The 12,472-nt window shown below is 50.8% G+C and carries 16 protein-coding genes; 6 read left to right on the top strand and 10 right to left on the bottom strand.

The annotated features are described in order from the left end of the window. Positions 1 to 137: 137 nt before the first annotated feature. The gene (cspE, locus tag L2097_RS05915) at positions 138 to 350 is read left to right on the top strand and encodes a transcription antiterminator/RNA stability regulator CspE (RefSeq protein ID WP_250352342.1); all 213 of its coding nucleotides are present in this window, start codon (positions 138 to 140) and stop codon (positions 348 to 350) included. Between the two features lie 175 nt (positions 351 to 525). Here the strand turns inward: cspE and L2097_RS05910 are convergent, their stop codons facing one another. From L2097_RS05910 to L2097_RS05890, 5 genes are all read right to left on the bottom strand, one after another. After that, positions 526 to 1,662 carry a response regulator gene (locus tag L2097_RS05910; protein WP_047370208.1) on the bottom strand — a complete coding sequence of 379 codons (1,137 nt, stop codon included), beginning with the start codon at positions 1,660 to 1,662 and terminating at the stop codon, positions 526 to 528. Beyond that, a complete protein-coding gene (locus L2097_RS05905) occupies positions 1,655 to 2,728 on the bottom strand; it encodes an HDOD domain-containing protein (protein WP_250352341.1) in 1,074 nt (357 codons plus the stop codon). Before L2097_RS05905 ends, L2097_RS05910 begins: the two co-directional genes overlap by 8 nt. A 5-nt stretch (positions 2,729 to 2,733) precedes the next feature. Next, entirely contained in the window at positions 2,734 to 3,828 is a 1,095-nt protein-coding gene (locus tag L2097_RS05900) for a sensor histidine kinase (RefSeq protein ID WP_250352340.1), read from the bottom strand. A 3-nt stretch (positions 3,829 to 3,831) separates the two neighbouring features. Next, positions 3,832 to 4,944, bottom strand: coding sequence for an FIST N-terminal domain-containing protein (locus L2097_RS05895; protein WP_047370205.1), 1,113 nt, complete (start codon positions 4,942 to 4,944; stop codon positions 3,832 to 3,834). 238 nt (positions 4,945 to 5,182) lie between these two features. Beyond that, positions 5,183 to 5,977: an AraC family transcriptional regulator gene (locus L2097_RS05890; RefSeq protein WP_250352339.1), complete on the bottom strand. Its 795-nt coding sequence runs from the start codon at positions 5,975 to 5,977 to the stop codon at positions 5,183 to 5,185. Between the two features lie 77 nt (positions 5,978 to 6,054). On the opposite strand from L2097_RS05890, the gene L2097_RS05885 reads away from it, so the two are divergent. The 4 genes from L2097_RS05885 to L2097_RS05870 all read left to right on the top strand — a co-directional run bounded on the left by L2097_RS05885 (position 6,055) and on the right by L2097_RS05870 (position 9,628). Next, positions 6,055 to 8,106, top strand: a complete 2,052-nt coding sequence (locus L2097_RS05885; protein ID WP_250352338.1) for an FUSC family protein — start codon at positions 6,055 to 6,057, stop codon at positions 8,104 to 8,106. Beyond that, complete coding sequence (locus L2097_RS05880; protein ID WP_250352337.1) at positions 8,096 to 8,311, top strand: DUF1656 domain-containing protein; 216 nt, start codon at positions 8,096 to 8,098, stop codon at positions 8,309 to 8,311. The genes L2097_RS05885 and L2097_RS05880 overlap by 11 nt, the downstream gene beginning before the upstream one ends. Continuing rightward, positions 8,308 to 9,171, top strand: coding sequence for an efflux RND transporter periplasmic adaptor subunit (locus L2097_RS05875; RefSeq protein WP_250352336.1), 864 nt, complete (start codon positions 8,308 to 8,310; stop codon positions 9,169 to 9,171). Before L2097_RS05880 ends, L2097_RS05875 begins: the two co-directional genes overlap by 4 nt. Positions 9,172 to 9,340: 169 nt before the next feature. Further along, the gene (locus L2097_RS05870; RefSeq protein WP_250352335.1) at positions 9,341 to 9,628 is read left to right on the top strand and encodes a hypothetical protein; all 288 of its coding nucleotides are present in this window, start codon (positions 9,341 to 9,343) and stop codon (positions 9,626 to 9,628) included. A 107-nt stretch (positions 9,629 to 9,735) separates the two neighbouring features. Here L2097_RS05870 and L2097_RS05865 read toward each other — a convergent pair whose 3' ends face one another. Together L2097_RS05865 and L2097_RS05860 are read right to left on the bottom strand one after the other, a co-directional pair. Beyond that, positions 9,736 to 10,167 carry an NUDIX hydrolase gene (locus tag L2097_RS05865; RefSeq protein WP_250352334.1) on the bottom strand — a complete coding sequence of 144 codons (432 nt, stop codon included), beginning with the start codon at positions 10,165 to 10,167 and terminating at the stop codon, positions 9,736 to 9,738. 60 nt (positions 10,168 to 10,227) lie between these two features. Next, positions 10,228 to 10,797: an LOG family protein gene (locus L2097_RS05860; protein WP_250352333.1), complete on the bottom strand. Its 570-nt coding sequence runs from the start codon at positions 10,795 to 10,797 to the stop codon at positions 10,228 to 10,230. 187 nt (positions 10,798 to 10,984) lie between these two features. Here L2097_RS05860 and L2097_RS05855 point away from each other — a divergent pair, with 187 nt between their 5' ends. Then, a complete protein-coding gene (locus L2097_RS05855) occupies positions 10,985 to 11,131 on the top strand; it encodes a hypothetical protein (RefSeq protein ID WP_167337877.1) in 147 nt (48 codons plus the stop codon). Between the two features lie 80 nt (positions 11,132 to 11,211). Here L2097_RS05855 and L2097_RS05850 read toward each other — a convergent pair whose 3' ends face one another. The 3 genes from L2097_RS05850 to L2097_RS05840 form a co-directional block, all read right to left on the bottom strand. Next, positions 11,212 to 11,388 carry a hypothetical protein gene (locus L2097_RS05850; protein ID WP_167337876.1) on the bottom strand — a complete coding sequence of 59 codons (177 nt, stop codon included), beginning with the start codon at positions 11,386 to 11,388 and terminating at the stop codon, positions 11,212 to 11,214. A gap of 117 nt (positions 11,389 to 11,505) precedes the next feature. Continuing rightward, positions 11,506 to 11,808, bottom strand: coding sequence for a hypothetical protein (locus L2097_RS05845; RefSeq protein ID WP_047370198.1), 303 nt, complete (start codon positions 11,806 to 11,808; stop codon positions 11,506 to 11,508). A 195-nt stretch (positions 11,809 to 12,003) separates the two neighbouring features. Then, positions 12,004 to 12,198, bottom strand: a complete 195-nt coding sequence (locus L2097_RS05840; protein WP_047370197.1) for a hypothetical protein — start codon at positions 12,196 to 12,198, stop codon at positions 12,004 to 12,006. Positions 12,199 to 12,472 lie beyond the last annotated feature (274 nt).

The following is a 12,472-nucleotide window of genomic DNA, read 5'->3' as shown; positions in this document are numbered from 1 at the left end:
GTAAAGCAGTCCTCAGTTCAAGTGTTATCCATAGATACCCTTCTTCGTGAGCCTCCTCCTAAGTGCCAAATAAGTTACTCTAACATTACAGGCCATTATTGCCACTCTGCGTGGCCCATAAATTTAAGGAAGTATCTATGTCTAACAAAATGACTGGTTTAGTAAAATGGTTCAACTCCGATAAAGGTTTTGGCTTTATCACTCCTGATGACGGCAGCAAAGATGTCTTTGTTCATTTCTCTGCTATCCAGAGCGACAGCTACAAAACGCTTGATGAAGGCCAGAAAGTTTCCTTCACTATCGAAAGTGGCGCGAAAGGCCCTGCGGCTGGTAACGTCACCCCGCTGTAAGTCGCGCTAATTATCAGTGATGTTTACAATAGCGATGAAGACATTAGTCTGAGCAGATAAAATTTACTGATAAAAATAAACCCGCCTGGTGCGGGTTTTTTATTGCATTATATTCAGACATCGACTCGGTATTATTTCCTGCCAGCGCGATCCTTTCAACGACAGAGGGCAATAATTACGTTCCTGAGGTCGTTGTTCCCCGCACGCGAATAGGCTCTTTAATGGCATCGACAGACAACAATCGCTGAAGCGCAGAAATAGCGGTGTCAGTAAGTTCATGCCCTTTTGTCAATACCATCAGGCCATTCGATGTCAGGATATCTTCCTCAACCACCCATCCGGGCAGCAGTTCGCGAATATGCGCAGAACGAACACCGCTCACGTTTGCACGAAAATCTGACAACGCCTTAATGATGTAATCGGGCAGTGGTGGCGTTGCCGCACGCAAAATTTCCCATGGGCGCTCCAGGCTCCAGCCACGTACGGCATGTTTTTCCAGTTCAAGCGCGGCACGTAGCAAATGCGCCCCTCGCAAAACCTCCAGCGGAACATTCGGCGCCGGTTCTTTCGCCTGGTGACGTATAATTCCCGCTACCAGTTCGAGGCGCGGAATATTCTCTACCAACCGTCCGGCGACCTCCGGATGCCCGAGCAGCAGTTTTTTCTCTTCCTCCGACAGTTTTCGTTGGGCCGCATCTGCCTGGACGATATCCGCCGGAATACCAACGCAACCTATCTGGCTCAGCGAAGCCGCGATGGTGTAAATCCATTCATCGGGCCACTCCAGTTTCGGTAACGCATGAATCACACATGACTGAGCGAAAGCGGAGCGCTGAAACGCCCATGGAGCGACCATCGCCAGCACTTCGGTCAGCGTTTTCACCGATGCCGTCAGGGTGGTGGCCAGCAACTCTTTTTCGGCGCGAATCAGCCGATACTGACGCACCGCGTCATTCAGCGTGGCAATCAGCTCGTCTTTTGGACAGGGCTTGCACAGATAGCGAAAAATGGCGCCTTTATTGATAGCCGCGATGGAGGATTGCACATCAGCCTGACCGGTGAGCAGTATTCGCACACTATCGGGCGAGATTTCTCTCGCTTTCGCCAGAAAAGTCGCCCCGTCCATACCCGGCATACGCATATCGGATACGATGACGGCAAACTTTTCTCCCCAACGAACGGCATCAAGACCCGCCTCGCCGCTCTTTGCCACCACCACCTCAAATTCACCAAAAAGATTGCGTTCAATAGCGGCGAGCACATTCGGTTCATCATCCACGCACAGCACCCGAGCGAGGGCAGTATCAGTCATGAAGGTTCTCCTTTATATGAGCAAGCATTTGCTGCCACAAAGGGAGCTGGTTCAGCATGCCTGTTTGTTCAAGATAAACGTGATCGGGTTCGTCGTTGTTCGCCAGCGCGACCGCAACATGTACGGTACCCATGGCGCCGAAAAGATTATTTGCGAAACGGGAAGGCTCAGCGTGTCGGGCAACAATCTCTACGAGATCCCCGGGCAATCCCCACAACGCCAGCAAATAAGCCCCCACCGTTGCGCAACCCGCAGAGGAAAGGTTGGCGTGTGCATCAGGAAGAAGCTGAGCAATATTGGCGAGCAAGGCGGCTGTTGACTCCAGACCCTGATGGCCGCATATGCGCGCGGCAAGTTGGGAGGCAAGAAAGGCGTTACGTTGTAACGCCTTGTTGCGGGGCTGACTGCTCTCATCAGCAAAAAATTCGGGGGTCTGGATGAGTAACCTTATCTGCTCCAGGCCCAGATGGGTAAGAGCACTCGCGATATCGTGACTCTGTGCGCCGCGTGTGAACCATGCTGAATTCGCAATCTGTATAAATCTGGCCGTCAGCGCGGGATCGCGTCCAACGAGTTCAATGATGCGCTGGATATCGTTATCCGTATCGGAAAGGCGCTGTTTGAGTTCGGTGAATATCTCAGGCGCGGCTGGCAGGTGGCTGATATGACCCACGATGTCAATGACCCGCGGATCCTCAATAGCATGACGTCGCGTGAGCGTGTTTTCGATCATCGCTATCAATGCCGTGCTGTCACAGGGTTTAGAGACAAATTGGTGAGCGACCTGAAGCATGCGCTGGGTCGATGTAGGTTCTGAATAGCCAGAAAGGATAATCCGAACCGTACCGGGCCAGCGATCGCGAATCCGGGCGAGCAATTCAGCCCCATCCATAAAAGGCATGCGCATATCCGATACCACTACATCCGCCGGAGTCTCTTCAAGCATGGTAAGCGCTTGCGGACCACTACTTGCGAAGCGACATTCCCAGTCGGGGTTATACATCATGACAGATCTCTCAATGCCCGAGAGGATACGATTTTCGTCGTCGACAAACATGACCTGCATGCCGTTCACCCCTCCTTGCGACTATGAAGCGGAAATTGCAATATAAACGTCGAACCCACCCCTTCCTCAGACTCGCAACGGATATGCCCCATGTGTTTGTCCACTACCGTCGAGTAAACAATCGCGAGCCCCTGCCCCGTGCCCTTACCCACGGCTTTGGTCGTGAAGAAAGGATCGAAAATACGGTCGCGAATGGCGGCGGGTATACCGCTACCATCGTCCTGCACGCGTATTTCCATAACGTCACCGTTTTGCCCGGCAGAGATAACAATACGGCCTTTTTCCTTAACACCTTTCTGCAGCGTATCCGCAATCGCATGGGCAGCGTTGACCACCAAATTAAGTATGGCCTGCCCAACCATATCGCGCAGACAGGGCAGCAACGGCAGATCGTCGCCAAATTCGGTTTCCAGGTCGGCGACATATTTCCATTCATTGCGCGCCACCGTCACGGTTGTACGAATGACTTCACGGACATCGACAGATTCTTTCTCGTTTTGCGAGGGGTGAGAAAACTCCTTCATGGCAGCCACAATTTTCGCAATGTGGCCAAGCCCTTCCAGAGATTCATCTAACGCTGAGGGGATTTGGTTGCGCAAAAAATCAATCCGGGCGCGTTTTAATACCGCATCGAATGCCTCGATCGTCGGCTCATTGCCCAGTTTCGCACGCGCAACCTCAACCACCGCAAGCGCGGCATCGAGTACGTTTGTCAGCGTTAAATGGGCGGTTTTCACAAACCCGACATTGTCTGAAACGTACTGGGTCGGTGTGTTAATTTCATGAGCAATGCCTGCGGCAAGCTGACCAATGGATTCCATTTTCTGCGCCTGCAACAGTTGAGCTTGCGTTAAACGTAATTCGGATAACGCTTTTTCCAGTTCACGCCGCTCGTTCTCGAGTTCCATCGTCTTGCGGGCAACGACTTTCTCGAGACCAATATTTTGCTCCAGAATAGCGAAAGGCGTTGTGTGGCTATGCCTGGCCTCTTGCGCTATGCGACGTTTCAGGACGTCTATCGTTTTATCGCGGGCGAGAAGTTTGCGTTCATACTCTGCCTGTGACAGGCCCGCGTGGGGTGCCTGAGTAAAAGAAGACATAATTTATCCTCCGATAGCAACACCCGTGAATGTCTGGTTAACGTGCAGTCCATTGTACTGCTCGCCGTAGGTCGAAAAACCAATCACATTATTCTGTCGCATAATGTCGCTAATCGGTTGTTCAAGCCCTTCTTCTTCAAACTGGAGACGGCGAAGAATACAATCGCAACCGATGATGACACGCGGGTCCGGAATTATTTCATTAACCTTTTCAAAAGATTGTCTAAAGGTCTCAATGGGGTCTTCCGCTATGCCAATCGAAATAATTAACCCCTCTTCAATGGCGCAATAGCAGGTTAACGAAAAATCGTCGTTCCATTTCTGAATAGAGCGTACATAAGGTTCATCGCCAAATGAGAGTACCAGTGGGTTACGCGAAAATATCGTCGGCGTTAACTCGTCCACGCTCAGGCCAAGGGATTCGGCGTAAACTTTTGCCGCAGGTTCGCCATTGATCTCAAAAATAACCCGTTTCTCAGGATCGGCTTCTGTAATCACTAATTCCACGTCACTGGGAATAAAGTGTTGAATTTTGAATGTGGTGAGAGGAGATCTGGTCTCAATAACTGCAAACACCGCAGCATCTGAAATGAATTTGCCATGCCCGTCGTAAATAAAGCTTTGTTCAAAGCGCAGGTCATCGCCAGCCGATCCTCCGATGATAGGCACATTGCCTATCTGCTGATAAAGATTAGCGACAAGGCGCTCTTCCGCCATCGAAAGCCCATCGACGAGCAACAAACCGAAGCGATTAATATTCGGCCTGGCCTCGCTGTCAAAACGGATTTTTTCAGCCATATCAGCGATAACGGCAGAATATTCAACTAAGGGATGGATCATAAAAGCGGTGGCCCGGAAATCACGCCCTAAGCCCAGGCCGAGCATCCCGGAGTGCTGAAAACCCTCCAGGCCAATTTGACCCGAAGAGGTACATCCTATAAGGGTGCATGAAAAGGTTTTTTTTAATTCGCTGCCTAAGATTTCAAGATCATAGTCCGGAGAGCAAAAAAATAAGATGGTTTCAATATCCTCATGGCCAATCATGCTGGCAAATTCGGCTACGGCCTGGACAGGATCGCGTAATTCACTACTTGCATATTTTAGGTTGGCATTCACGGCATATTCTCCGGCTGAGAAAAGCGATAGTGTTTATTTTAAACAGTACATACTCAAAAAAATGCTCGTCTGGATTCAACTGTTGGGGGAATCATAAATGGCGCCACCAGGCCACCTCTGAAGGTCTTACTCAAATAGTTATACATGCATGTCATTTCTGTTCAAAGACGCCCATTAACTTTCTTTTCATGCCGCCGTCTGGATCACTTTTGTTCAGCTTTCATACAAAACCTGCCAATTAACGGACGTCAGTTTTGCGTTCGGTAAAATAGTGCGCCGGCGTGCTGCCCATTGTTTTTTTGAACATGGTGATGAAAGCATTCACTGATTCATACCCCAGGTTTGCCGCCACGTTCTGTACCGAGACGCCGCTTGCCAGCGCCTGTAGGGCAAGAATCAGATGGAGCTGTTGACGCCATCGCCCGAACGTTAGCCCTGTCTCACGTAGCATCAAGCGCGCCAGCGATCGCTCGCTGAGCGCCAGCCGTTTTGCCCATGTTTTAAAGGTGCTGCGATCCTCCGGGTTACTGACCAGTGCATCAGCCATTGCACGTATTTTGGGATGGGCCGATACAGGCAGACTTAATTTCTGTTGCGGCATCGTGGCTAACTCGTCAAGTGTCACTCTGGTCAGCCGGGCTGCATGACTATCGGGCGGGTATTCAATGCCCTCTCGCGTTAGTCGGTCTACCAGTTCTTTAATCAGCGGCGAAATCGCCAGCGTGCAACATTTCTCCGGAAGCGCCGTGGCGCCGGGTTCAATAAATAAATAATTAAGATGCGCATTCCAGGTGGCTTTGGCGCTATGAGGGATCCCGCCAGGTATCCATACGGCGCAATTGGGCGGCACTATCCATATGTCATTTTCCGCGCGGCAGATAACCGCGCCATACAGCGCAATGATCAGTTGCCCCTTCCGGTGCGTATGCACCGGCACTTCGGCCTCGTAATCAATAAAATCCAGATGGCGCGCCACTGCCGGCGATGATGTGGCATCAGGGTCAAACAATGTTGTAACGAATTGCGGCTTCATGGAATTGGCAACATTTAGGTATTTTTTGACAGAATAGAGTATTTAATGGCATACGCAAGCCGGTAATAATGCCCGGCATGAATACATTCGCTCTCTATCATTGTCATTTTTTGCGTGCTGTCAGCAAGCTGTTACGCCGTGCGGCCTCTCCTGCTTTGCTAAACGATGCTAACGCGCTGCTCTATTCGGCAAAGACTTTTACCGCTGCGATGCTCGCCTATTTTATTGCGCTATCGATAGGTCTTGAGCGCCCATCCTGGGCAATCATTACCGTATATATTGTCTCGCAAACGTCGGTGAGCGCGTCACTCAGCAGAAGTCTTTATCGTCTGGCCGGGACGGTCGCAGGAGCCGGGGCGACCGTCTTGATCGTGCCGACTTTTGTGAACACGCCGGTGCTTTGCAGCGTGATGCTCACAGGCTGGATAACCTTCTGCCTCTATTTATCCCTCCTTGTACGCACCTCGCGTGCGTATGCTTTTGTATTAGCCGGTTACACCGCAAGCCTGATTGGTTTTCCTGCGGTGTTTGATCCCGGCTCTATTTTTAACATCGCTATTCTTCGCGTGCAGGAGATCATGATTGGTATTTTCTGCGCCGCGTTTATTCACAGGTACGTGTTGCCTGCGCGTATTTCAGGGCTGTTCAACAATAAATTATCGCAGACACTGCGCTCGGCACGGTTGAGGATTGCCGACACCCTGGCAGGCAAACCCGATGAGAATTCAGATAGTCTTCATCTGGCGCTGACGCTGCAGTTCCTGCAGGGTATCAGCCACCATATCCCTTATGACTTTACCCTTGCGGCACCGGTCCGCCAGGCAAGAAAAGCCATCCATGACAGACTGGCACGTCTGTTGATTGTGAATTGTGAATTACGCGACCGCTTACAGGCGCCTGAGGAAATGCCGGTCGAGTTGCAGATATTGCTACAGGATGTCCGGACATGGCTTACCGTCGGGGAGGAAAGCGAGCAGAAAATCACCGCCGATGGGCTCCAAAAACGCAGTGAGCAGTTAACGGGGTTGTACGCTTCGCAGATGGCGACAATTCAGGACGCGATAAAGGTCAGTTTTACGCGCCACCTGACCGAGGCCATTGTTCTTTTGCAGCAATGCGCACGTCTTTCTAATGCGATTCGTCATGCGAAACCCGCATCGGTGCTACCCGAGGTCAACGCCGCAAAAGGTTATGTTTTCCACCGTGATCCCCTTAGCGCCGCGCGCACCGCGCTGGGCGCTTTCTCGATAATATTAAGCGGCTGTCTGATTTGGATTTACTCTGCCTGGCCAGATGGCGCAACGGCGGTCTCTGTTCTTGGGGTCTGCTGTACGCTGTTTGCCAGTTTCGACACGCCAGCGCAGCATCTTGTGAAATACATTATTGGTTCCGTCTGGGGCGTGTTGATAAGCCTGTTCTACAGCTTTGTCCTGCTTCCACAAGTGACCGACTTCGCGGTGTTGATTGCGGTGCTTGCGCCGGCATATTTGCTGGCCGGATCGCTCCAGGCGCGCCCGCCGTCTACGTTTATGGCCATGGGTATCACCCTCACACTGCCTATCCTTTGCGAATTAGGTGCGCATTACAGCGGAGACTTCGCCGGCGCCATCAATACGTCGATTGCCTTATTTGCCGCTATCGGCTTTGCCGTCGTCAGCATGAGTTTGCTGCAAACGGTACAGGCAGACGCAGCAATAAACCGCCTGTTGAAACTATGCCGACGTGATATCCGCCGCAGTGTGAAAGGTGTTTTTAGACCCGATGAAATGTACTGGACCAATCTGATGATCGACAGAACAGCTTTATTGCTGCCGCGTTTGCAACGCAGTGAACACGCCTCGGGACAGGTGCTTGAGCATATGTTGCACTACCTGCGTATTGGTCTCTCTGTCATGCATTTACGCCACTGCTATTCGCGGGCGGAAAGGGATACCGCCAGAGAGATCAATGACCTGCTTTACCAGCTTATCCACACAAAAGACATTTTTGCCTTACGCGAACGTATTGCGTCAACGATTAGCCTCTCTCTGCCTGCGGCAGATGAGCCATCGCGCCAGGTGGTTGACAGGCTCGCTGACCTGTACTGCGCGCTACGGGATCGCAACAAGGAACATAAGAATGCTGAATGACATTAATATTGGGGGCGTCTATCTCCCCGGGTTGCTGGTCATTGCGCTCGTTAGCCTGGCCTGCACACTGTTGCTGGTGCCGCTTTTATCTTTCAGCAGGCTCTATTGCCGTTTGCCTTGCCGCCCGCTGATTGGTTTATCCATGTATATCGTCACTTTTTTCCTGCTCCTGCAGGATTTTAACGCACTGGGGTTATTTGCATGAAATCGTTCCTCTCTTTGTTGACCCGCTATGCGCTGACACTCAGCGCTGTCGCTGTGTCAGCTATTCTGGCTTTCATGCTGTGGAAGCATTATGCACAGACGCCCTGGACCCGTGATGGCCGGGTTCGTGCTGATGTGGTACAAATCGCGCCGGATGTATCAGGGCCGGTTATCAGCGTAGCGGTCAGAGACAATCAGTGGGTTAACCGTGGCGATGTACTCTACACCATCGATCCCCACTGGCTGACGCTGGCGTTGCTCAGCGCGCAGGCTGATGTCGATGCTAAACGTCATGAAATGCTGATGCGCCAGGATGCCGCCCGACGCCGTGCGCAGATAAAAGGCATGATATCTAGCGAGGATTTGCAGCAAACGAGCAGCGCGGCGAATGTCGCAACCGCGAATTATCATGGCGCGCTGGCCGCGCTGGAACTGGCAGAGCTCAATCTGTCCCATGCCACCGTTCGGGCGCCGGTTGCTGGATATGTCACGCATCTCAGGCTTCGCCCTGGTGACTATGCAACTGCCGGCGAAACGAAAGTGGCCATCGTCGATGCGAACAGCTTCTGGGTAGTAGGCTATTTTGAGGAGACGAAGCTGCGCCATATTCGCGTGGGAAATACAGCGCATATTGCGTTGATGGGATTCGAGCCCGTACTGACAGGTCACGTTGAGAGTATCGGGCATGGGATTGGTGATAATAACGACGACACGGGCGGGCTTGGCCTGCCCGAAGTGGAGCCGACGTTTAACTGGGTACGACTTGCTCAGCGCGTCCCGGTACGTATTCACATAGATACCCTGCCACAGGGTGTAGAGCTGGTGGCAGGATTATCTGCCAGTATATCCATCGCACCTTAGCCACGCAGGTTATAAATGTTATCCCGTTGGCTACCCCATCGAATATGTGCCGGTGTTTTCAGTCCAGGGATTGAGGCGATGTAAAAATCATTCCTAAGCAGGTGCCTGGTTTGATTAAAATTGGTACGCTGTTAAAGCTTAATGCCCTTTCCTCCTTAAGGAGCGCCTCATGCCGGAATACTGTTTTTTTAAAAAGGATAAACAGACCGTTGTTCTGAAAAAATCGGAGGAACAACGTGCCGTTGAGTTGACTGAGCAGGGTTATGAAAAGCAGTTTGAAGAGGTCATCGCCGCGAATGAAACACTGGCGCTTGCTCGCTTTGCTGATATTCGCAAGGAAAAGGAAATAGATCAGCATAACTTCATGGCAGGCGCAATAGCCATGCCTCTTATAGGGATTGTAACGGCCGCGGCGACGTCTCTTTTAACAAAGAAAAAAGACACTAGCAAAACATAACACCTTTGATTACGGAGCAGCGGATTGACGGGCCGCAGTTGTGAATGTTGCGGCCTGCCAACGGTGATACCGTTTTTCCGTTAACTTCATTGCGATAATATCGACACTCACGAATGAACAGCGTTGATCTGTTTTATCGCCAGTTCCACGACATCTTTACTGAAAGAAAAATCACCGCTCCGTAAATCAGCAGCGTTAAACCAACGTGCGTCAAAAACATCCGATGCGGCACTCGGTTCCCCTCCCTGCCAGGCACAAATGACTGGGATCAGCAGATAATGGTAGCGAAGCTCTCCGGCTGCGCCGTAATCGAATGCCTCCAGAGGCACATCTTTCGCCAGGCAAATTACCCTCAGCCCGGTCTCTTCTTTTACTTCGCGTATTGCCGCCTGTTCCAGGGTTTCGCCTGCCTCGATTTTTCCCCCCGGAAATCCCCAAAAACCTGCGTCCGGTGGGTTAGAACGGCGTACAAGAAGTATACGAGATTCATGAACGATTACCCCCAGAACGGCGGCGACGGGATGTACAGTGTGTGGCATAACACTCTTTCCTGCGTGTACTGCGCCGGGAGATTTCCGGCGCAGCAGAATTCAATGTGGTTAATTTTTTACCCACTTACTCGCGGGCGCCTGATAGTTACGGAAATACGTCACGACACGTTCGACATCCGTTGAAAACGGTAACATTTCGGCGTAGCGGGCATGCATAAATCCCTCGGCAACCATTTTCTCAACCATCGCCTTTAACGGATCGTAGTAACCATTGATATTAAGGAACGCGCAGGGTTTGTGGTGAATGCCAAGCTGTGCCCAGGTCCACTGTTCGAAGATCTCCTCCAGTGTACCCGCTCCACCTGGCAATGCGATAAAGCCATCCGACAGCGCCGCCATTTTGGTTTTTCGCTCGTGCATATTTTCAACGACGTGAAGTTCACTCAGCCCCTGATGAGCGATCTCCTTTTCGAACAGCCCGCGAGGCATAACCCCCGCCACATGTCCGCCATGCGCCAGGCAGGCATCGGCAACGGCGCCCATCAGGCCAACCTTACCGCCACCGTACACAAGAGAAATGTCAGCCGTCGCGAGGATTTTACCCACATCGCGCGCTGTTTCGATATACAGCGGATTCTCCCCGGAAGATGAACCACAAAAAATACCTATCGCTTTCATTACAACACTCCGTTGTTAGTGGAGGCGTTAATCTACCATATCTTTGTGTCAGCTTATTCGCGCCTGCTGGTTGCACATGAACGGTCTGGGCATTGAGGGAATTAAATGCGGAACAGTTGATTCAATAAGCTCAGTTTTTGTTCCGCAATTAATGCGTACACTCGCGTTAACCAATAAGGAGGTACGCATGAATATCGATAGCTGGCTCAATCAACTGTTTCACTCGTTCGCCAAACAACACAAACCAGCATGGCTACCCCAGCGCCTGTGGTTATCACCGCAGCAGAAGGTCGAGATTATCCGTGAGTTGGTCTCTCCACTGAGTAAAAAGTAAAGCGCCAGATAGGGCTGATGAAGGTAATGAACGATGCGGACACCCCATAAACAACGGAGTCAGGGATAGGTCCGCAATATTTACTCCTCTTTCTCTCCCAGTATACGCTTGATATCATTGAGTTTTGCTGTCTGACGGCGCATTTCCAGTAGGTAGAGCGCTTCATAGGCCTCAATACCAACGAGATTTTGTTCACCCAGCATATCTAAATCCTCTACCAGTAACGCAACCTCTTCCGGTGTGATTTTCGGTCTCATTGTCACTCTCCTTTGGGTTAAACAGGCCTGTTGTGCATCAAACGATCCACGACAAGCGGTAAGTATAACGATAGCAAATCCTTATTACGGCAAAAGCCGCCCGAGAGCGGCGTAGTGCTAAACATACTTGTTTCGGTGTCGCTGGCAATAAAGCAGAAGATAGTCTTCAAATGAGGGCGGTAAATTGAACGTTATCGCCTGTTGCGCCACGTTGATACCGTAGTGTTCAAAATAATCACTGCGCGTTACATGAAACTGATCAATGAGTAGTAATGGTTTAGGCTCAGCCATCGTGCTTTTTTGCTCGTCAATGACCTTCACTAAATAGGTATCGGAGTCTGTCGCGATAATGTCATAACGAACAAGGCGATCGCCGGATTCTGCTGACAGGTAGTGCGTTTTTATGGATGAGTAAATCATTGTCTTACCCCTTTTATAAGCGGCTCATAAAAAGTATATCCGCTCAAATCAGGAGTGAGATCTCAGCATTCACATTTCTGCCAAAGCGTTTATTCAGCCCAAATGTGGCATAAATATGACTGCCACTATTCACTGGCGGAACCAGGATAAAAACAGACGGACTCGCTAAGCTAAGCAGCACATGATCAAACACATTTAACCTTTATCCGTTAAGGCAAGGGGTCCGCCAACGATTTCCACATCAAAATCATGGCAGATCTCAAACCCTTCAGTAAGTCGCCAGACACCGGTCATTATTTTTCCTGTATCCATATCTTCAACTTTATCGTGGGTATAGTAAGCCACCTGCACAATACCCTGATGCTGGATCCAGTAATAACCCTCTTTCATGGGGACGCTCTGCGAGTAATTCGCCGGGATGAGTGTTATGCAAGTTCACTCAACATGTACGGCAAAAGAGAAAGACTCAATAAGGAGAAAGGAGTCTTACAGGGTGTAGAAACTGTGATGCCGGGTGCCTCCCGGTGTTCCTGACGGTCAGCCAGAAACGCATTCGCTATTCACGACTTGCATGGTATTAAGACCAGCCCCGCCGCTGAGGGGGATTCATCACGTCATAACTGTTGCTTGTCGGCTTGCCAGACCAGACCATTTAAGTTTAGTC

Origin of the sequence: Citrobacter sp. MNAZ 1397 (assembly GCF_023613995.1) — a bacterium.
GTDB lineage: Bacteria > Pseudomonadota > Gammaproteobacteria > Enterobacterales > Enterobacteriaceae > Phytobacter > Phytobacter ursingii.
This window is presented reverse-complemented; position numbering and strand designations above follow the sequence as displayed.